16 protein-coding genes and 4 tRNA genes are annotated in these 19,087 nt (G+C 63.4%); 17 read left to right on the forward strand and 3 right to left on the reverse strand.

Annotated features, from left to right (window positions below):
* Positions 1-72: 72 nt before the first annotated feature.
* A complete protein-coding gene (locus L2Y96_RS05520) occupies positions 73-537 on the forward strand; it encodes a MarR family winged helix-turn-helix transcriptional regulator (protein ID WP_247333621.1) in 465 nt (154 codons plus the stop codon).
* 113 nt (positions 538-650) lie between these two features.
* Here the strand turns inward: L2Y96_RS05520 and L2Y96_RS05525 are convergent, their stop codons facing one another.
* Genes L2Y96_RS05525 through L2Y96_RS05535 form a run of 3 tightly spaced genes read right to left on the reverse strand, consistent with a single transcriptional unit; the run spans position 651 to position 3,347 of the window.
* Positions 651-1,031, reverse strand: a complete 381-nt coding sequence (locus L2Y96_RS05525) for an STAS domain-containing protein (protein WP_247333624.1) — start codon at positions 1,029-1,031, stop codon at positions 651-653.
* Positions 1,028-1,453, reverse strand: coding sequence for an ATP-binding protein (locus L2Y96_RS05530; protein ID WP_247333625.1), 426 nt, complete (start codon positions 1,451-1,453; stop codon positions 1,028-1,030). Before L2Y96_RS05530 ends, L2Y96_RS05525 begins: the two co-directional genes overlap by 4 nt.
* Positions 1,434-3,347, reverse strand: coding sequence for a SpoIIE family protein phosphatase (locus L2Y96_RS05535; protein WP_247333627.1), 1,914 nt, complete (start codon positions 3,345-3,347; stop codon positions 1,434-1,436). Before L2Y96_RS05535 ends, L2Y96_RS05530 begins: the two co-directional genes overlap by 20 nt.
* A gap of 107 nt (positions 3,348-3,454) precedes the next feature.
* On the opposite strand from L2Y96_RS05535, the gene L2Y96_RS05540 reads away from it, so the two are divergent.
* The 16 genes from L2Y96_RS05540 (at position 3,455) to rpsG (ending at position 19,076) form a co-directional block, all read left to right on the forward strand.
* Complete coding sequence (locus tag L2Y96_RS05540) at positions 3,455-3,940, forward strand: acyl-CoA thioesterase (RefSeq protein WP_247333628.1); 486 nt, start codon at positions 3,455-3,457, stop codon at positions 3,938-3,940.
* A 170-nt stretch (positions 3,941-4,110) separates the two neighbouring features.
* A tRNA-Tyr gene (locus L2Y96_RS05545) sits at positions 4,111-4,196 on the forward strand.
* Between the two features lie 17 nt (positions 4,197-4,213).
* Positions 4,214-4,287 (forward strand) — tRNA-Gly (locus L2Y96_RS05550).
* A 26-nt stretch (positions 4,288-4,313) separates the two neighbouring features.
* Positions 4,314-4,389: transfer RNA gene (locus L2Y96_RS05555), tRNA-Thr, on the forward strand.
* Positions 4,390-4,452: 63 nt separating this feature from the next.
* Positions 4,453-5,643 carry an elongation factor Tu gene (tuf, locus tag L2Y96_RS05560; RefSeq protein WP_247333630.1) on the forward strand — a complete coding sequence of 397 codons (1,191 nt, stop codon included), beginning with the start codon at positions 4,453-4,455 and terminating at the stop codon, positions 5,641-5,643.
* 93 nt (positions 5,644-5,736) lie between these two features.
* A tRNA-Trp gene (locus tag L2Y96_RS05565) sits at positions 5,737-5,812 on the forward strand.
* A 13-nt stretch (positions 5,813-5,825) separates the two neighbouring features.
* Positions 5,826-6,221, forward strand: a complete 396-nt coding sequence (gene secE, locus L2Y96_RS05570; protein WP_247333632.1) for a preprotein translocase subunit SecE — start codon at positions 5,826-5,828, stop codon at positions 6,219-6,221.
* Between the two features lie 8 nt (positions 6,222-6,229).
* Positions 6,230-6,790: a transcription termination/antitermination protein NusG gene (gene nusG, locus L2Y96_RS05575; protein WP_247333634.1), complete on the forward strand. Its 561-nt coding sequence runs from the start codon at positions 6,230-6,232 to the stop codon at positions 6,788-6,790.
* Between the two features lie 184 nt (positions 6,791-6,974).
* Positions 6,975-7,403, forward strand: coding sequence for a 50S ribosomal protein L11 (gene rplK / locus L2Y96_RS05580; RefSeq protein WP_045829444.1), 429 nt, complete (start codon positions 6,975-6,977; stop codon positions 7,401-7,403).
* Between the two features lie 3 nt (positions 7,404-7,406).
* Positions 7,407-8,114, forward strand: a complete 708-nt coding sequence (rplA, locus tag L2Y96_RS05585; protein WP_247333636.1) for a 50S ribosomal protein L1 — start codon at positions 7,407-7,409, stop codon at positions 8,112-8,114.
* Positions 8,115-8,449: 335 nt separating this feature from the next.
* Entirely contained in the window at positions 8,450-8,977 is a 528-nt protein-coding gene (gene rplJ / locus L2Y96_RS05590) for a 50S ribosomal protein L10 (protein WP_247333677.1), read from the forward strand.
* A gap of 49 nt (positions 8,978-9,026) precedes the next feature.
* On the forward strand, positions 9,027-9,398 hold the full coding sequence (gene rplL / locus L2Y96_RS05595) for a 50S ribosomal protein L7/L12 (RefSeq protein WP_247333679.1): 372 nt from the start codon (positions 9,027-9,029) through the stop codon (positions 9,396-9,398).
* 234 nt (positions 9,399-9,632) lie between these two features.
* Positions 9,633-13,805, forward strand: a complete 4,173-nt coding sequence (gene rpoB / locus L2Y96_RS05600) for a DNA-directed RNA polymerase subunit beta (protein ID WP_247333688.1) — start codon at positions 9,633-9,635, stop codon at positions 13,803-13,805.
* A gap of 25 nt (positions 13,806-13,830) precedes the next feature.
* Positions 13,831-18,045, forward strand: a complete 4,215-nt coding sequence (rpoC, locus tag L2Y96_RS05605) for a DNA-directed RNA polymerase subunit beta' (protein ID WP_247333698.1) — start codon at positions 13,831-13,833, stop codon at positions 18,043-18,045.
* A 172-nt stretch (positions 18,046-18,217) separates the two neighbouring features.
* The gene (gene rpsL / locus L2Y96_RS05610) at positions 18,218-18,592 is read left to right on the forward strand and encodes a 30S ribosomal protein S12 (protein ID WP_036115505.1); all 375 of its coding nucleotides are present in this window, start codon (positions 18,218-18,220) and stop codon (positions 18,590-18,592) included.
* Positions 18,593-18,608: 16 nt separating this feature from the next.
* The gene (rpsG, locus tag L2Y96_RS05615) at positions 18,609-19,076 is read left to right on the forward strand and encodes a 30S ribosomal protein S7 (protein WP_045829437.1); all 468 of its coding nucleotides are present in this window, start codon (positions 18,609-18,611) and stop codon (positions 19,074-19,076) included.
* Positions 19,077-19,087 lie beyond the last annotated feature (11 nt).

Raw genomic sequence — 19,087 nt, forward strand, 5'->3', positions numbered from 1 at the left:
CTTGTCTGGGCATCAGCCGGTTACGCAATTCAATCGCTTGCAATTGAATAGTCGCGACCCTACATTCCGGCCATGAGCGAGAAATCCTCCACCGAAGGCCTGCAGCCCCCGCGTACGCTGGACGGGCAGCTTTGCTTTGCCCTGTATTCGGCCAATCTGGCCATGGGGAAGGTGTACCGCCAGTTGCTGGCGAAGCTGGACCTGACCTATCCGCAGTACCTGGTGATGCTGGTGCTGTGGGAGCGCGATGGGGTGACTGTGTCGGAACTGGGCGATCGCCTGTTCCTGGATTCCGCCACGCTTACGCCATTGCTCAAGCGCCTTCAGGCGGCGGGTCTGGTGGCGCGTAACCGCAGCACCTCGGACGAGCGCCAGGTCATCGTGACGCTGACGGATGAGGGCAGGGCGCTGCAGGCGAAGGCGGCTGATGTGCCTGTCGATCTGTTTTGCGCGATGAGTTGCGATATCGAGACGTTGGGCTCGTTGAAGCAGCAGCTCGAGATGTTGCGCGGCAACTTGGCCGATAGCACGAAGTAAGGCCGAAGCCCTGTAGGAGCGCGCTTGCGCGCGATGGGTGCGGCCGGAACGCCTCAGGGCCTGTGACCGTGAGACGAAAGATGTCGCGCGCAAGCGCGCTCCTACAAGGGCGGTTAGTGCTGGCCGGTTACCGTGCGCTGGATGTGGTCGAGGTATTGGTCGAGCTCGTTGATGCTCGCGAACACCTCTTTTACCGGCACTGCTTTCACGATATCGAAGACCTTTTTCACCTGCGGCTGCGGGTTGAGCAGCAGCGTGCGGCCGCCGCGGTCATTCATCTTCTTGCGTAGCTGCGCCAGGCTGCGAAGGCCGGCGCTGCTGATGTAATCGAGCTGCGAGAGATCCAGGACGAGCGTGCCGCCGTTGTCGACCATCGGCGTGATATCGCTGAGGGCCTCATCGAGATCGGTGAAGGTATTGGCATCCAGCCGCCCTTCGAGCCAGACGGTACTGCGCGCCGGCGTGGGGCTTTCGCTGCGGACGATGAGGGTCATGGGGAGGGCTCGTCGGACAGGGTGGGGTCGAAGCGAATCACGACACGGTTGCCGTGTGCGTCGCGTGCATACTCGAAATCGCTGGCGATGCTGCGGGCCAGGTGCAGGCCGAGACCGCCGACCTCGCGATCGGCGAGGTCGCCCGGAAGATCGGGTGGATCGTGTTCCAGTGGGTTGAATGGCTGCGCGTCATCGCGCAATTCCAGGCGAACGACGTCGGTGCACGCTTCCAGCTTGATCTCGATGGTGCCGTGGCGGCCATCGGGGTACCCGTGGCGTACCGTGTTTACGAGCAGCTCTTCGAGCACCAGGCGTACGTCCGCGCGGCAGGCATCATCGATGTCGGCGCGGCCGAGCGTGGTCTCGGCGTGCTCCAGCGCCGTGAACACGTCCTCCAGACGGTTAGGAATGCACAACCGCATGGATCCGCGCTCCTTCCACGCCGGTGTCGTGCCATGTCAGCGCAAGCAGCGCGATGTCGTCGTAAGCGGGTGCACCCGCGGTATAGGCATCGACGTCCTCGAGCACGCGTTCCACGTAGGTCTCCGGGTGCGCGCCTTCATCGACCCGCGCGACGCTGTCCAGCAGTGCGTGCGTGCCGTACAGGCGCTGGTTGCCCGCGTGGGCTTCGCTGACGCCATCGGTGTACATGAGCAAGGTATCGCCCCCCAGCAGCGTAAGTACGCGTACAGGGTAGCGCGCTTCGCGGTCGAGGCCGAGTGCGGGGCCGGTTTCCACATCGACGAGGATGGCGCTGCCGCCAGCATGCAGCACCGGTTGCTCGTGGCCGGCGCTGGCCAGGGAAAGCAGGCCGGTTTCGGTTTCGATCACGCCGCAGAGCAGGGTGACGAACATGCAGGTGTCGTTACCCTTGCACAGTTCGCGATTGAGCGTGCCCAGGATGTCGCTGGGCGAGCGCGCATGGGTGGCGATGGTGCGGGCGAGGGTGATGGTGCGCGCCATGAACAGCGCGGCGGGGATGCCCTTGTCCGAGACGTCGCCCACCATGACGCAGACGTGCTTCGCACCAAGCGCGAAGTACATGTACAGATCGCCACCCACCGCGCTGGCGGGACGTAGCGCGGCATGCACTTCGAGGCGTCCGTCATCCGCGATCCAGTGTGGATCGGGGATCAGGGCAAGCTGGATTTGCCCGGCGATCTCCAGCTCGCTGGTCATGCGCGCCTGGTCGCGGGCGATGCGCTGTGCCGTGTCGATATGCCCGGCCAGCTGGTGGCGCATCTGGTCGAAGGCGCGGGTCAGCCGGCCGACATCGTCGTCGCGGGTTACCTTCGGTAGTTCGAAGTCCAGATCGCCGCGCGAGACGTTTTCCGCGCGATCCGCCAGCACGGTCAACGGCGCCATGAGCCGGCGGGTGATGATGAGCGTGATAAGCGAGACGGCCACCAGGGCGAAGACGCCGAGCAGCACATCGACGAGATAAGTGCGGCGAAGATCGGCCAACACCTGCCGCTCCGGCATCGAGAGGCCGAAGGTCCAGTGCGTGCCCCTGATGGGTACGAAGTAGACCCATACGGGCTCGCTGACCCGGCCGCCGTCCTCGGGGGTGATCCGCACCGGGTTCTGGTTGCGGGCGATCGCATCGAGCAGGGGTTTGCTGCCGCGCGTGCCGATGTAGGAGCGCCAGTCGTGGGCCAGGAAATCGCCGTTGGCATCCGCGACGAACGCGGAGGCGTGCTCGGGCTTGGCGAGCTCGCCCAGCAGCTGCTGGAGCCAGCCCAGGCTGATCGTGGCGTCGGCGACGCCGATGACCGGCACGTCCTTGCCCGGGATCGCGACGGAATAGCCGATCAGTGTGTCGTCGCGCCCGGCACGGCGGAAGGGCGGCTGCCAGCAGCCGTGGTCGCAGTTCAGGCCGCGAACGAACCAGGTGGAGCTCCAGTAGGGTTCCGGATCACCCAGGCGGTCGTCTGCGACGAGGCTGCCATCGGCCTGGCGGCGGGCGACCGGCGCGTCCTCCGGGCGAAGGTGGTTCACGTCGCGGGGAATGAAGACCGCGCTGACATCGACCAGTTCGGGATTGACGGCGAGGACGTCGTGGATGACGCCCGGGGCTTGCTCGCGGCGGGTGCTGAGCACGCCAGCCACCACCTGCGCCACCTTGGCTACGGCGTCGATCCGCCCCTGGATACGGGTGGCCGCAGCATCGGCGACAGCCTCGGCTTCCTGCCGGGTCTGGCCCAGCATCTGGTCCCGCGTATGGTTCAGGAGCAGGCCGCCGGTCACGACCAGCACGATGGCCGAGCCCACCAGGACGCCAAGGGCCAGTCGCGAGGCGATGCTGCGAAGGACCATGGGGCGACGGCTCCGGGGGTGGGTTAGCTTGAATCTATGCCTGCGCGGCCCCCGCGACAAGCTGTCCGGGCCGCATAATGTGCGCTTTCCCCTAGCAAGGTAAGGGCATGCCCGGTACCCAGCGTGACGTTGAATTCCGATTCCTGGCCCAGCCCACCGATGTGAACTTCGGCGGCAAGGTCCATGGCGGGATGGTGATGAAATGGATCGACCAGGCCGGTTATGCCTGCGCGGTGGGTTGGAGCGGGGCGTACTGCGTCACTGTCTCGGTCAGTGGCATCCAGTTCCTGGCGCCCATCCATATCGGCGACCTGGTCACCGTCCGCGCCCGGTTGATCCATACCGGTACCTCCAGCATGCACCTCGCGGTGGACGTCCTTGCGAAGGACCTCCGTAGCGGCGAGCCGCGCCTGGCCACCAGTTGCGTCATGGTGTTCGTGGCCATGGACAAGCCTGATGGCGGCAAGCCCACGCCGGTGCCCGCGTGGGTGCCGGTGGAGGAGCGTGACCTGCGCCTGCAGGAATACGCGCTCAAGCTGATGGAAATGTCCCGTGCGATGGAGCCTCTGGTGCAGAAAACGCGCGAAATCTGACGAGTGCGCTTCACAAAGGGGTAACACCCTTGTATAGTTCGCGGCCCACCTGCCAGCCACCCGTACTGGCGGTGTTGTCAGGGCCTCCCAGGCTGTCATCGCACGTGTTTGAAATGTGCGGAAGTTGTTGACAGTTTCCGGGGTGCTCGCGACAATAGGCGTTCTTTGTTGGAGGAATACCCAAGCGGCCAACGGGGGCAGACTGTAAATCTGCTGGCTTACGCCTTCGGTGGTTCGAATCCACCTTCCTCCACCATACGAGTTCCGCGTAGTGCGGGAGTAGTTCAATGGTAGAACTTCAGCCTTCCAAGCTGATTGTGCGGGTTCGATTCCCGTCTCCCGCTCCATTGAATCTCCGCAAACTACGTTATGTGCTCATGTAGCTCAGTCGGTAGAGCACTTCCTTGGTAAGGAAGAGGTCGCTGGTTCGATTCCAGTCATGAGCACCACTTTCGTCGTCCGCGACGGTTCCTTTCTTTCTTCAATTTGACTCCAACGGGAGTTTAGGTCTCATGGCAAAGGGTAAGTTCGAGCGCACCAAGCCGCACGTCAACGTCGGCACCATCGGTCACGTCGACCACGGCAAGACCACGCTGACCGCCGCGCTGACGAAGGTCGGTGCAGAGCGTTTCGGTGGTGAGTTCAAGGACTACGGTTCGATCGACGCAGCGCCGGAAGAGAAGGCGCGCGGTATCACGATCTCGACCGCCCACGTGGAATACGAATCGCCGACCCGTCACTACGGTCACGTCGATTGCCCGGGCCATGCTGACTACGTCAAGAACATGATCACCGGTGCCGCCCAGATGGACGGCGCGATCCTCGTCTGCTCGGCCGCTGACGGCCCGATGCCGCAGACCCGTGAGCACATCCTGCTCTCGCGTCAGGTCGGCGTGCCGTACATCGTCGTGTTCCTGAACAAGGCCGACATGGTCGACGACGCCGAGCTCCTTGAGCTCGTCGAGATGGAAGTTCGCGAACTGCTGTCGAAGTACGAGTTCCCGGGCGACGATACCCCGATCATCTCCGGTTCGGCCCGTCTCGCCCTCGACGGCGACCAGTCCGACATCGGCGTGCCGGCCATCATCAAGCTCGTTGACGCGCTTGACACCTGGATCCCGGAGCCGGTTCGCGAAATCGACAAGCCGTACCTGCTGCCGGTCGAAGACGTGTTCTCGATCTCGGGTCGCGGCACCGTCGTCACGGGCCGTATCGAGCGCGGCGTGATCAAGGTGGGTGATGCTGCTGAAGTCGTCGGTCTCCGCGACACGCAGAACACCACGGTCACGGGCGTCGAAATGTTCCGCAAGCTGCTGGATCAGGGTCAGGCCGGTGACAACGTCGGCGTGCTGGTCCGTGGTCTGAAGCGTGAAGACGTCGAGCGTGGCCAGGTCCTGGCCAAGCCGGGTTCGGTCACCCCGCACACGGAATTCGAGGGCGAGATCTACGTCCTGTCGAAGGACGAAGGCGGCCGTCACACCCCGTTCTTCAGCAACTACCGTCCGCAGTTCTACTTCCGTACCACGGACGTGACGGGCTCCATCAAGCTGCCGGAAGGCACCGAGATGGTGATGCCGGGCGACAACGTGAAGATCTCGGTGACCCTGGGCTTCCCGATCGCCATGGACGAAGGCCTGCGCTTCGCTATCCGCGAAGGTGGCCGCACCGTCGGCGCCGGCGTGGTTGCCAAGATCATCAAGTAAGATCCGTGAAGCCGGCCCTCCTGGGTCGGCCTCCCGCTACGGGGCGGCTCAGTCCATGACTGGCCGCCCTCGTGGTACAACCGTTTCACCTGTACGCCAGTAGCTCAATTGGCAGAGCAGCGGTCTCCAAAACCGCAGGTTGGGGGTTCGAGTCCCTCCTGGCGTGCCACTTTCGAGCGCGCATGAACACGAAGGCACAAGAAGCCAAGGGCACCAGCCCGGCCGACATCGGCAAGCTCCTGCTTGCCTTCATCGTTCTCGCGGCCGGCATTGTCGGCTTCTACTATTACGCCGATAACCCGAACGTTCCGGGCCTTGCCCGTGGCGTGGGTGTCGTCGTTGCCGTTGTCGCCGCCCTGGCGATCGGTGCATTTACGGCTCCGGGCCGTAAGCTGCGTAGCTTCCTTGCGGAGTCGCAGTTCGAGTTGCGCAAGGTCGTCTGGCCGTCGCGCGACGAAACGCTGAAGACCACCGGTATCATCATCGTGGTCGTCATCATTCTTTCGCTGCTGATGGGGCTCATCGACTGGCTGTTGAAGTCGATCGTGCTCGATTGGCTGCTCAAGATCGGACATTGAGGTAAGGCATGAGCAAACGCTGGTACGTCGTTCACGCCTATTCGGGGTTCGAGCAGCAGGTTCGCAAGGCCCTCGAAGAGCGCGTCAAGCGCGAGGGCATGGAAGAGAAGTTCGGTGAAATCCTGGTTCCGACCGAGGAAGTCATCGAGATGCGCGGCGGCCAGAAGCGCCGCAGCGAGCGCAAGTTCTTCCCTGGTTATGTCCTGGTCCAGATCGAAACCGATACCAACGGCAAGACGCCGCGTATCGACGACGAGTGCTGGCACCTGGTCAAGGAGACCCCGAAGGTCATGGGTTTCATCGGCGGCACCGCCGATCGCCCGCACCCGATCCGGGACTCCGAGGCCGATAACATCCTGAGCCGCGTGCGCGAAGGTGTTGAAAAGCCCCGCCCGAAGGTTCTCTTCGAGCCAGGCGAGATGGTCCGTGTCACCGAGGGCCCGTTCAACGACTTCAACGGCGTGGTCGAGGAAGTGAACTACGAAAAGAGCCGCCTGCGCGTCGCGGTGCTCATTTTCGGTCGCTCCACCCCGGTCGAGCTCGAGTTCGGCCAGGTCGAGAAGGCCTAAGCCTCTCCCGACCGGCACGGCGTTTGCATAAGCCGTGTGAAGTGCCTATAATGCCCGGTTCACGCTGGAGCTTTGTGCTCCGGCGTGCCCGTGTTTAAGGGGTCCGCAGGCGCGGACTCCATCATTCCCAGGGATGGCCAACAGCGAGGAGCCGCAAGGCGTCAGCACTCGCAAGGAAACTAAAATGGCAAAGAAAGTCATTGGTTACATCAAGTTGCAGGTGAAGGCCGGTCAGGCCAACCCGTCGCCGCCGGTGGGTCCCGCCCTCGGTCAGCGCGGCCTGAACATCATGGAATTCTGCAAGGCGTTCAATGCCGCCACGCAGAAGCTCGAGCCGGGTCTCCCGATCCCGGTCGTGATCACGGCCTACTCGGACCGTACCTTCACCTTCATCACGAAGACCCCGCCGGCCTCGATCCTCCTCAAGAAGATCACGGGCGTGGCCAAGGGCTCGCAGAAGCCGAACACCGATAAGGTGGGCAAGGTCACCCGCGCCCAGCTCGAGGAAATCGCGAAGCAGAAGGAGCCGGATCTCACGGCTGCTGATCTCGATGCCGCCGTGCGTACCATCGCAGGCAGCGCGCGTTCCATGGGTCTGGTGGTGGAGGGTTAAGACATGGCAAAGATCACCAAGCGTATGAAGGCCGCATCGGCCGCCGTCCAGCCGGGCAAGACCTACGGCCTCGACGAAGCTCTCAAGATCGTCAAGGACAACGCCAAGGCCAAGTTCGCTGAGTCGGTGGACGTGTCCATCCGCCTCGGCATCGACGCCAAGAAGTCGGACCAGGGCGTCCGCGGTTCCTCGCTGCTGCCTCACGGCACCGGCAAGACCGTCCGCGTCGCCGTGTTCGTGCCGGCGGGTGAAAAGGCTGACGCCGCGCTCGCCGCTGGCGCCGACGCCGTCGGTATGGACGACCTCGCCGAGAAGATGGCGGCTGGCGACCTGAACTACGGCCGCGTCATCGCTACGCCGGACGCCATGCGCGTCGTCGGTAAGCTCGGCCAGGTCCTCGGTCCCCGCGGCCTCATGCCGAACCCGAAGGACGGCTCGGTCACCGCCGACGTCGCCACGGCCGTCAAGAACGCCAAGGCCGGCCAGGTCAAGTTCCGCAACGACAAGGGTGGCATCATCCACGCCACCATCGGCAAGGCCAGCTTCGACGCTGCCCAGCTTGCCGACAACCTGAATGCCCTGCTGGGCGACCTCGTGAAGGCCAAGCCGGCCGCCGCGAAGGGCCAGTACATCCAGAAGGTTGCGCTGTCGAGCACCATGGGCGTGGGCGTGCCGGTCGATACCTCGACCGTGAACACCTCGGCCAAGTAAGTGTTACGACCCCCGCCGGCTTGCCGGCGGGGGCACGTTTTTGAGGGCAGCCCGGTTGAAACACCAGGCAGCCGTCAAAGACCGCAGGCGCGATCAGCGCGCGATGGCGACGAGCAGGGAGCTCGTGTTGGCAAGGAACCGCCGTCATCGCTAGCGGGTTCGCTTAATCGGGTCCCAAGGCCCAGCCGGCGTAGATGGTGCAGCCCCTTCTGGAATCGTTTCGACTCTGGAATGGCCACCACCCCCGGGACGTATCCCGTCCCCGACGTCAGGATGATGTCGCCCAGGACCGCAAGCGGCAGGAGTCGTAAGCGGAATTCAATTGGAGGAGTGCAATGGCTCTCAATCTTTCTCAGAAGCAAGAAGTAGTCGCCGAGCTCGCTGAGGTTGCCGCGAAGGCACACTCCTTGGTCGCTGCCGAATACGCAGGCACCACGGTCTCTCAGATGACCGCGATGCGCAAGAAGGCCCGCGAGTCGGGCGTGTTCCTGAAAGTTGTCAAGAACACGCTTGCTGCCCGCGCTGTGGCTGGTACCGAGTTCGAGGTCGTCTCCGACGCCCTGACCGGTCCGCTGCTTTACGCTTTCTCGACCGAGGAACCGGGCGCCGCTGGCCGCCTGATCAAGGAATTCGCGAAGACCAACGACAAGCTCAAGCCGAAGGTCGTTTCCATCGAGGGCAAGCTGTTCGGTGCCGGGCACGTTGAAGTGCTGGCCTCGCTGCCGACCCGCGAAGAAGCCCTGGCCATGCTGGCCCGCGTGCTGGCCGAGCCGGTCACGATGTTCGCTCGCGCCGTCAAGGCCGTTGCGGACAAGCAGGGTGGTGGCGCTGAAGTCGCTGCCGAAGCCCCGGCTGAAGCCTGATCTCGCTGACTCTTTTCTCATCGAAACCCATTTCAGAAGGTAAGAAACAATGTCCACCCTGACCACCGAACAGATCGTTGAAGCCATCAAGGCCAAGTCCCTGACGGAAATCATGGAACTGGTGAAGTCGATCGAAGACACCTTCGGCGTCTCCGCTGCTGCCCCGGTTGCCGTTGCTGGCCCGGCCGCTGCCGGCCCGGCTGCTGAAGAGCAGACCGAGTTCGACGTCATCCTCAAGTCCGCTGGCGACAAGAAGGTCGACGTGATCAAGGCCGTCCGCGCCATCACCGGCCTGGGCCTGAAGGAAGCCAAGGACCTCACCGAAGCCGGTGGCGTCGTGAAGGAAGCTGCGTCGAAGGACGACGCTGCCAAGTTCAAGAAGGATCTCGAAGCTGCTGGCGCCACGGTCGAACTCAAGTAATTGGCGCCTTGCGCGCCCCGAGTTTGATTTAGCGTCACGCCAGGCCTGGGGGCGAAAGCCCCCGGGCTTTGGCCGTTCCAGAGTTAGTGCGTTGTTCCAACCTGTCGCAAATGGGACATCGCGATTCGAGAGCCGCCTCCACAGGGCTCCGCGGTTCGAATCCCGATCTCCGATTTTCGATTCACCTTCAGCTGCCGTCCGCGAGACGGTGGCACTACCGAGGCGGTAACACACATGACCTACTCGTTCACCGAGAAGAAGCGCATCCGCAAGGATTTCGGCAAGCGCCCGCCCGTGCTGGGCGTGCCCAACCTGCTGACGATCCAGACCGACTCGTACAAAGAGTTCCTTCAGGAGCACACCAACCCGAAGGCACGTGAAGAGCGCGGCCTGCACGCCGCCCTGAAGTCGGTGTTCCCGATTTCCAGCTATTCCGGCAATGCCGCCCTCGAATACGTCGACTATCGCCTCGGCGAGCCGGCCTTCGACGAGCGCGAGTGCCGCAACCGTGGCATGACCTTCGGTGCGCCGCTGCGCGCTACCGTGCGCCTGGTCATCTACGACAAGGACAGCCCGGCCTCGAAGAAGGCCGTGAAGTACGTGAAGGAGCAGGAAGTCTACATGGGCGAAATTCCGCTCATGACCGACACCGGCACCTTCATCATCAACGGTACCGAGCGCGTCATCGTCTCGCAGCTCCACCGTTCGCCGGGTGTGTTCTTCGACCACGATCGTGGCAAGACCCACAGCTCGGGCAAGCTCCTGTTCTCCGCCCGCGTCATTCCTTACCGTGGTTCGTGGCTCGATTTCGAGTTCGACCCGAAGGATGCGCTGTTCACCCGTATCGACCGCCGCCGCAAGCTGCCGGTCACGGTGCTGCTGCGCGCGCTCGGCTACAACAACGAAGAAATGCTCAGCATCTTCTTCGAGCACAACGTGTTCCACCTGGGCAAGAAGGGCGCTGTCACGCTCGATCTCGTCGCCGAGCGCCTGCGCGGTGAAACCCTCTCGTTCGACCTCGTGGTCGACGGCAAGGTGCTGGTCGAAGCCGGCAAGCGTATTACTGCGCGCCACGTCCGCCAGCTGGCGAACGAAAAGATCGCCACGCTCGAAGTGCCGGAGGATTACCCGGTCGGCCGTATCGTCGCGATCGACATGATCGACAAGGACACCGGCGAAGTCATCGCCGCGGCCAACGACGAGCTCACCCTCGAGCACCTCGAGCACTTCCGCAAGGCCGGTATCGAAACCGTGCCGACGCTGTACGTGAACGATCTCGACCGCGGTGCGTACATCTCGAACACGCTGCGCATCGATAACACGCGCACGCAGCTCGAAGCCCTGGTCGAAATCTATCGCATGATGCGTCCGGGCGAGCCGCCGACCAAGGATGCCGCGCAGAACCTGTTCTTCAACCTGTTCTTCACCTTCGACCGCTACGACCTCTCGGCCGTCGGCCGCATGAAGTTCAACCGTCGCGTCGGCCGCAAGGACGTCGTGGGTCCGGGCGTGCTGTACGACCACAAGTACTTCAGCGACCGTAAGGAAGAGGCGTGCCAGCAGCTTATCAGCGAGCTCGGCGAAACCTCCGACGTGCTCGACGTGCTGCGCGTGCTCATCGACATCCGCAACGGTATCGGAACGGTCGACGATATCGATCACCTCGGTAACCGTCGCGTGCGTTCGGTCGGCGAAATGGCGGAAAACACCTTCCGCATCGGTCTCGTCCGCGTTGAACGCGCGGTTCGCGAGCGCCTGTCGCTGGCTGAATCCGAAGGCCTGACCCCGCAGGAACTCATCAACGCCAAGCCGGTTGCGGCGGCGGTGAAGGAGTTCTTCGGTTCGTCGCAGCTCTCGCAGTTCATGGACCAGAACAACCCGCTGTCGGAAGTCACCCACAAGCGCCGTGTTTCGGCTCTTGGACCGGGCGGCCTGACCCGCGAGCGCGCCGGCTTCGAAGTCCGCGACGTTCACCCGACCCATTACGGCCGCGTCTGCACGATTGAGACGCCGGAAGGCCCGAACATCGGCCTGATCAACTCGCTCGCCGTGTACGCCCGCACGAACGCCTACGGCTTCCTCGAAACCCCGTACCGCAAGGTCGAGGGTGGCAAGGTCACCGACAAGGTCGATTACCTGTCGGCGATCGAAGAGGGCGACCACGTGATCGCGCAGGCGAACTCGCCGCTCTCGAAGGAAGGCAAGTTCCTCGAAGACTTCGTGTCCTGCCGCTTCCGCGGTGAGTCCGAGCTGCGTCCGTCGGCCGAGATCAACTACATGGACGTTTCGCCCATGCAGACGGTGTCGGTGGCAGCGGCGCTCGTGCCGTTCCTCGAGCACGATGACGCGAACCGCGCACTCATGGGCGCGAACATGCAGCGCCAGGCCGTTCCGACCCTGCGTAGCCAGAAGCCGCTCGTCGGCACGGGCATCGAGCGCGCCGTGGCGCGTGACTCGGGCGTCACCGTGGCCGCCAAGCGTGGTGGTGTCATCGACCAGGTCGATGCCGCCCGTATCGTCGTGCGCGTCAACGAAGTCGAAGTCGGCGACGATGATGCCGGCGTCGATATCTACACGCTGACCAAGTACACCCGCTCCAACCAGAACACCAACCTCAACCAGCGTCCGCTGGTGAACGTCGGTGACGTGGTGGCCGTGGGCGACACGCTGGCCGACGGTTCGTCGACCGACCTGGGCGAGCTCGCGCTCGGCCAGAACATGCTCGTCGCCTTCATGCCGTGGAACGGCTACAACTTCGAAGACTCGATCCTCATCTCCGAGCGCGTCGTGCAGGAAGATCGTTACACCTCGATCCACATCGAGGAAATGACCTGCATCGCCCGTGACACGAAGCTGGGCGCCGAGGAAATCACCGCGGACATCCCGAACGTCGGCGAGCAGGCCCTGGCCCGCCTCGACGAGAGCGGCATCGTCTACATCGGTGCGGAAGTGAAGGCCGGCGACATCCTGGTGGGTAAGGTCACGCCGAAGGGCGAGAGCCAGCTCACCCCGGAAGAAAAGCTCCTCCGCGCCATCTTCGGCGAGAAGGCTTCGGACGTTAAGGACAGCTCGCTGCGCGTGCCCCCGGGCATGGACGGCAATGTCATCGACGTGCAGGTCTTCACCCGCGACGGTATCGAGAAGGACAAGCGCGCCAAGCAGATCGAAGAGACCGAACTGAAGCGTATCCGCAAGGATCTCGACGACCAGTTCCGCATCCTCGAAGGCGCCATCTACGCCCGTATGCGCGCGCAGCTCGTCGGCAAGACCGCGATGAGCGGCCCGGCCGGCCTCAAGCGTGGCGCGGTCATCGACGACGCTTACCTGGACGGCCTGAAGAAGGACGACTGGTTCAAGATCAACGTCAAGGAAGAAGAAGTCTCCGAGTTCATCGAGCGCGCGGCCGAGCAGGTCAAGCGCCACAAGGAGAACTTCGAGAAGCGCTTCAAGGAGAAGCAGGGCAAGATCACCCAGGGCGACGACCTCGCGCCGGGCGTGCTCAAGATGGTCAAGGTTTACCTTGCCGTTAAGCGCCGCATCCAGCCGGGCGACAAGATGGCAGGCCGCCACGGTAACAAGGGTGTCGTGTCGATGATCGTTCCGGTCGAAGACATGCCGTTCTCGGCTGACGGCCGTCCGGTCGACATCTGCCTGAACCCGCTGGGCGTGCCGTCGCGTATGAACATCGGCCAGATTCTCGAAGTCCACCTTGGTTGGGCGGCGAAGGGTCTCGGCCACAAGATCGACGCGATGATCAAGGCTCAGGAAACCCCGGCCAAGCTGCGCGAGTTCCTGCACGAGGTGTACAACCACGGCAACGCCGGCGCCGAAGGTGCCACGCGCCTGGTCGATCTCGCATCCATGTCGGATACCGAGATCGTCAACCTGGCCGACAACCTGCGTGACGGCGTGCCGATGGCCACCCCGGTGTTCGACGGTGCGGAAGAAACCGAAATCAAGCACATGCTGAAGCTGGCAGGCCTGCCGGAATCCGGCCAGACCGTGCTGTTCGATGGCCGTACCGGCGAAGCGTTCGATCGCCCGGTCACCGTCGGCTACATGCACATGCTGAAGCTGAACCACCTCGTCGACGACAAGATGCACGCGCGTTCGACCGGCCCGTACTCGCTCGTCACCCAGCAGCCGCTGGGCGGTAAGGCGCAGTTCGGCGGCCAGCGCTTCGGCGAAATGGAAGTCTGGGCGCTGGAAGCTTACGGCGCGGCGTACACCCTGCAGGAAATGCTGACGGTCAAGTCGGATGACGTGCAGGGCCGTAACCAGATGTACAAGAACATCGTCGACGGCAACCACGAAATGGCTGCGGGCATGCCGGAATCCTTCAACGTGCTCGTGAAGGAAATCCGCTCGCTCGGTATCGACATCGAGCTCGAAGAGCTCCACAAGTGATCGTCGCGGCTATCGGAGATTACGCATGAAAGACCTGCTCAATCTGTTCAACCAGCAGCGACAGACGCTGGACTTCGACGCGATCAAGATCGCTCTGGCTTCGCCGGAGCTGATCCGCTCGTGGTCGTACGGCGAAGTGAAGAAGCCGGAAACCATCAACTACCGCACGTTCAAGCCTGAGCGTGACGGTCTGTTCTGCGCGGCCATCTTTGGTCCGATCAAGGACTACGAGTGCCTGTGCGGTAAGTACAAGCGCATGAAGCACCGCGGCGTGGTGTGCGAGAAGTGCGGTACCGAGGTCACCCTGGCCAAGGTCCGTCGCGAGCGCATGGGCCACATCGAGCTGGCCAGCCCGACCGCGCACATCTGGTTCCTGAAGTCGCTGCCGTCGCGCATCGGCCTCATGCTGGATATGACCCTGCGTGACATCGAGCGCATCCTGTACTTCGAAGCGTTCGTCGTGATCGATCCGGGCCTGACCGCGCTTGAGCGCGGCCAGCTGCTCAGCGAAGACCAGTACCTGGAAGCCACCGAAGAGCACGGTGACGAGTTCGACGCCCGCATGGGTGCCGAGGCCGTCTACGAGCTGCTGAAGAGCCTCGACCTGCCGGGCGAAGTCATCCGCCTGAAGGAAGAGATCTCCTCGACCAACTCGGAAACCAAGCTCAAGCGCCTCACCAAGCGCGTGAAGCTGATCGAGGCGTTCCTGGAATCCGGCAACAAGCCGGAGTGGATGGTGCTGACCGTTCTTCCGGTGCTCCCGCCGGATCTGCGTCCGCTCGTCCCGCTGGACGGTGGCCGTTTCGCCACGTCCGACCTGAACGACCTGTACCGCCGCGTCATCAACCGTAACAACCGCCTGAAGCGCCTGCTCGAACTCGCTGCGCCGGACATCATCGTCCGCAACGAGAAGCGCATGCTGCAGGAATCGGTCGATGCGCTGCTCGACAACGGCCGTCGCGGTCGTGCCATCACCGGCACGAACAAGCGCGCGCTGAAGTCGCTGGCCGACATGATCAAGGGCAAGCAGGGTCGCTTCCGCCAGAACCTGCTGGGTAAGCGCGTCGACTACTCGGGCCGTTCGGTCATCGTGGTCGGCCCGACCCTGCGCCTGCACCAGTGCGGCCTGCCGAAGAAGATGGCGCTTGAGCTGTTCAAGCCCTTCATCTTCGCCAAGCTGCAGGCTCGTGGTGAAGCCACCACGATCAAGGCTGCCAAGAAGCTCGTCGAGCGCGAAGAGTCGCAGGTGTGGGACATCCTCGAAGAGGTGATCCGCGAACATCCGGTGATGCTGAACCGCGCGCCGACCCTGCACCGTCTGGGTATCCAGGCGTTCGAGCCGGTCCTCATCGAAGGCAAGGCGATCCAGCTGCACCCGCTCGTCTGTACCGCGTTCAACGCGGACTTCGACGGTGACCAGATGGCCGTCCACGTGCCGCTCTCGATCGAGGCGCAGCTCGAAGCCCGCGCCCTGATGATGTCGTCGAACAACGTGCTGTCGCCGGCGAACGGCGAGCCGATCATCGTGCCGTCGCAGGACGTTGTGCTCGGCCTGTACTACATGACCCGTGAGCTGGTGAACGCGAAGGGCACCGGCATGGTGTTCGCGAACCTCGGCGAAGTGCGTCGCGCCTACGACAACCGTGCGGTCGAACTGCACGCGAAGGTCAAGGTCCGCGTGCGCGTGTTCAACGTGTCGGAGACCGGCGAGCGCACGGCAAGCACCCAGATCGTGGACACCACGGTCGGTCGCGCCCTGCTGGCCGAGATCATCCCGGAAGGCCTCCCGTTCGCCCTGGTGAACACGGAGCTGACCAAGAAGAACATCTCGCGCCTGATCAACCAGAGCTACCGTCTCCTTGGTCTCAAGGAATCGGTCGTGTTCGCGGATAAGCTGATGTACACCGGCTTCCGTTTCGCGACGCGCGCCGGTATCTCGATCGGTATCGACGACATGAAGATCCCGGCTGAAAAGAAGGCGATCCTCGAGGAAGCCGAGAAGGAAGTCGTCGAGATCCAGGAGCAGTACCAGTCGGGTCTCGTGACCGCTGGTGAGCGCTACAACAAGGTCGTCGACATCTGGTCGCGTACGAACGAACTCGTCGCGAAGGCCATGATCGACGGTATCGGTACCGAGAAGGTCACCGATGCCGAAGGCAAGCAGGTCAACCAGAAGACCATGAACTCCCTGTACATCATGGCCGACTCGGGTGCGCGTGGTAGCGCGGCCCAGATTCGCCAGCTGGCAGGTATGCGTGGCCTGATGGCCCGTCCGGATGGCTCGATCATCGAGACGCCGATTAAGGCGAACTTCCGTGAAGGCCTGAACGTCCTGCAGTACTTCAACTCCACCCACGGTGCTCGTAAGGGCCTGGCGGATACGGCGCTGAAGACGGCTAACTCGGGTTACCTGACCCGTCGCCTCGTCGACGTGGCCCAGGACGTGGTCATTACGCACCACGACTGCGGCACCGAAGACGGCGTGATGATGGCCCCGATCGTGGAAGGCGGCGATGTGGTCGAGCCGCTGCGCGAGCGCGTGCTCGGTCGTACGGTCGTCGAAGACGTCTACGCCCCGGGCGATGACGATCAGCCGATCGTCACCCGCGATACGCTGCTTGACGAAAGCCTGGTCGAGAAGCTCGACAAGGCCGGCGTGCAGCTGATCAAGGTGCGTTCGCCGATCACCTGCCGTGCCAGCCATGGCGTGTGCGCCCTGTGCTACGGCCGCGATCTGGCCCGTGGTCACCTGGTGAACATGGGTGAGGCCGTGGGCGTTGTCGCCGCGCAGTCCATCGGTGAGCCGGGTACCCAGCTGACGATGCGTACGTTCCATATCGGTGGTGCGGCTTCCCGTGCCGCTGCCGTGGATAACGTCACCGTTCGCACCACCGGTTCGCTGAAGTTCAACAACCTCAAGTCGGTCGAGCATTCGGCGGGCCACCTGGTTGCCGTGTCCCGTTCGGGCGAAGTGAGCGTCATCGACGTGAACGGCCGCGAGCGTGAGCGCTACAAGGTGCCTTACGGTGCGACCATCGCAGTGAAGGACGGCGACCCGGTCAAGGCCGGCCAGACCGTCGCGAACTGGGATCCGCATACCCACCCGATCGTCACGGAAGTGGCCGGTGTGGTCCGCTTCATCGACTTCATCGATGGCGTGACCGTCCAGTCGCAGACCGACGAACTGACCGGCCTCGAGTCGGCGGTGGTGACCGATCCGAAGCGTCGCGGTACGCAGGCCAAGGATCTGCGCCCGATCGTCCGCCTGGAAGACAGCAAGGGCCGTGAGCTCAAGCTGCCGGGTACCGACATCGCGGCCCAGTACTTCCTGCCGGCCGGTGCCATCGTCTCGATCCAGAACGGCGCCGAAGTGGGCGTGGGTGACGTCGTCGCCCGTATCCCGCAGGAAACGTCGAAGACCCGCGACATCACCGGTGGTCTTCCGCGCGTGGCCGATCTGTTCGAAGCCCGCAAGCCGAAGGAGCCGGCGATCCTGGCCGAGCGCTCGGGTATCATCAGTTTCGGCAAGGACACCAAGGGCAAGCAGCGTCTCATCATCAAGGATGTGGACGGCAACGAGCACGAAGAGCTGATTCCGAAGTGGCGTCAGGTCATCGTGTTCGAAGGCGAGCACGTGGAGAAGGGCGAAACCGTCGTGGACGGCGAGCCGAATCCGCATGACATCCTGCGCCTGCTGGGTGTCGAGCCGCTGGCCAGCTACCTGGTCAAGGAAATCCAGGACGTCTACCGCCTGCAGGGCGTGAAGATCAACGACAAGCACATCGAAGCGATCATTCGCCAGATGCTCCGCAAGGTCGAGATCACCGAGGCAGGGGATAGCACCTACCTGCGCGGTGAGCAGGTCGAGCGCGTCCGTATGAACGAGGAGAACGAGCGCGCTGAGAAGCGTGGCGAGCGTCCGGCCTCGTTCGAATCGGTCCTGCTGGGTATCACCAAGGCCTCGCTGGCCACCGAGTCGTTCATCTCGGCGGCCTCGTTCCAGGAGACCACCCGCGTCCTCACCGAGGCCGCTGTTCGCGGCACCCGTGATACGTTGCGTGGCCTCAAGGAAAATGTTATTGTTGGGCGGCTAATCCCTGCGGGTACGGGTCTGGCCTACCACGCTTCGCGTCGTAGCCAGAGCGGCCTGACGGACCTGGAACTCCAGACCCTCCAGGGTTCGGGTTCCTCCGTCTCGTTCGAAGAAGCTCCCGCCGGGTCCAACGATAGCGCCGAGTGAGGCTCCTGTACGGGCTTCGCCCGTACATACGAAATGAGGTGCATGGATGCACCTCGTGTTCGGATTCAGGGACGATGGGTGCCAGCCGCATAGTGCGGCGGCGCACGTCAAATCGCTTACACGGCGGGCCGATCATTCGGTCTGCCTTTATGTTTCTCAGGAATAGCTTCGCATGACGACAGTCAACCAGTTGGTGCGCAAATCCCGCAGCCCGAAGGCTTACAAGAGCGCTTCGCCGGCCCTGCAGAGCAGCCCGCAGCGCCGCGGTGTTTGCACGCGCGTTTATACGACCACCCCGAAGAAGCCGAACTCGGCGCTGCGTAAGGTTGCCAAGGTGCGCCTCACCAACGGTTTCGAAGTCATCAGCTACATCGGTGGCGAAGGTCACAACCTCCAGGAGCATTCGGTGGTCCTGATCCGCGGCGGTCGCGTCAAGGATCTCCCGGGTGTGCGTTACCACACGGTTCGCGGCAGTCTCGACTGCGCCGGCGTGACCAAGCGTCGCAAGTCGCGCTCGAAGTACGGCGCCAAGCGCCCGAAGAGCTGAGTAAAGGACAAGAATTATGTCGCGTAAAGGTTCCCATCCCGCCCGTGTGGTCCTCCCGGACCCGAAGCACGGAAGCCAGCTGATCGCCCGCTTCATCAACATGGTGATGAAGTCCGGCAAGAAGTCGGTTGCTGAAGCCATCGTCTACGGTGCCCTCGAGGCCATCGGCGAGAAGCACGCAGAGCCGGTTCAGCTCGTCGAAAAGGCCCTGGGCAACATCGCCCCGGCGGTCGAAGTGAAGTCCCGCCGCGTCGGCGGTGCGACCTACCAGGTGCCGGTCGAAGTTCGTCCGGGCCGTCGTATGGCGCTTGCCATGCGCTGGGTCATCGATGCCGCCCGCAAGCGTGGCGAAACCTCGATGCCGCGCAAGCTGGCTGCCGAGCTGCTGGAGGCTTCCGAGTCCCGCGGCGGCGCCGTCAAGAAGCGCGAAGAAACGCACCGCATGGCAGAGGCCAACAAGGCCTTCTCGCATTACCGCTGGTAATCCCCCCAGCT

This window comes from Luteibacter aegosomaticola (assembly GCF_023078475.1).
GTDB classification, from domain to species: domain Bacteria; phylum Pseudomonadota; class Gammaproteobacteria; order Xanthomonadales; family Rhodanobacteraceae; genus Luteibacter; species Luteibacter aegosomaticola.

Excerpts from the sequence above, each read along its gene's own strand:
- L2Y96_RS05520 (WP_247333621.1), top strand. The coding sequence starts at position 73 with ATGAGCGAGAAATCCTCCACCGAAGGCCTGCAGCCCCCGCGTACGCTG.
- L2Y96_RS05525 (WP_247333624.1), bottom strand. The coding sequence starts at position 1,031 with ATGACCCTCATCGTCCGCAGCGAAAGCCCCACGCCGGCGCGCAGTACC.
- L2Y96_RS05530 (WP_247333625.1), bottom strand. The coding sequence starts at position 1,453 with ATGCGGTTGTGCATTCCTAACCGTCTGGAGGACGTGTTCACGGCGCTG.
- L2Y96_RS05535 (WP_247333627.1), bottom strand. The coding sequence starts at position 3,347 with ATGGTCCTTCGCAGCATCGCCTCGCGACTGGCCCTTGGCGTCCTGGTG.
- L2Y96_RS05540 (WP_247333628.1), top strand. The coding sequence starts at position 3,455 with ATGCCCGGTACCCAGCGTGACGTTGAATTCCGATTCCTGGCCCAGCCC.
- tuf (WP_247333630.1), top strand. The coding sequence starts at position 4,453 with ATGGCAAAGGGTAAGTTCGAGCGCACCAAGCCGCACGTCAACGTCGGC.
- secE (WP_247333632.1), top strand. The coding sequence starts at position 5,826 with ATGAACACGAAGGCACAAGAAGCCAAGGGCACCAGCCCGGCCGACATC.
- nusG (WP_247333634.1), top strand. The coding sequence starts at position 6,230 with ATGAGCAAACGCTGGTACGTCGTTCACGCCTATTCGGGGTTCGAGCAG.
- rplK (WP_045829444.1), top strand. The coding sequence starts at position 6,975 with ATGGCAAAGAAAGTCATTGGTTACATCAAGTTGCAGGTGAAGGCCGGT.
- rplA (WP_247333636.1), top strand. The coding sequence starts at position 7,407 with ATGGCAAAGATCACCAAGCGTATGAAGGCCGCATCGGCCGCCGTCCAG.
- rplJ (WP_247333677.1), top strand. The coding sequence starts at position 8,450 with ATGGCTCTCAATCTTTCTCAGAAGCAAGAAGTAGTCGCCGAGCTCGCT.
- rplL (WP_247333679.1), top strand. The coding sequence starts at position 9,027 with ATGTCCACCCTGACCACCGAACAGATCGTTGAAGCCATCAAGGCCAAG.
- rpoB (WP_247333688.1), top strand. The coding sequence starts at position 9,633 with ATGACCTACTCGTTCACCGAGAAGAAGCGCATCCGCAAGGATTTCGGC.
- rpoC (WP_247333698.1), top strand. The coding sequence starts at position 13,831 with ATGAAAGACCTGCTCAATCTGTTCAACCAGCAGCGACAGACGCTGGAC.
- rpsL (WP_036115505.1), top strand. The coding sequence starts at position 18,218 with ATGACGACAGTCAACCAGTTGGTGCGCAAATCCCGCAGCCCGAAGGCT.
- rpsG (WP_045829437.1), top strand. The coding sequence starts at position 18,609 with ATGTCGCGTAAAGGTTCCCATCCCGCCCGTGTGGTCCTCCCGGACCCG.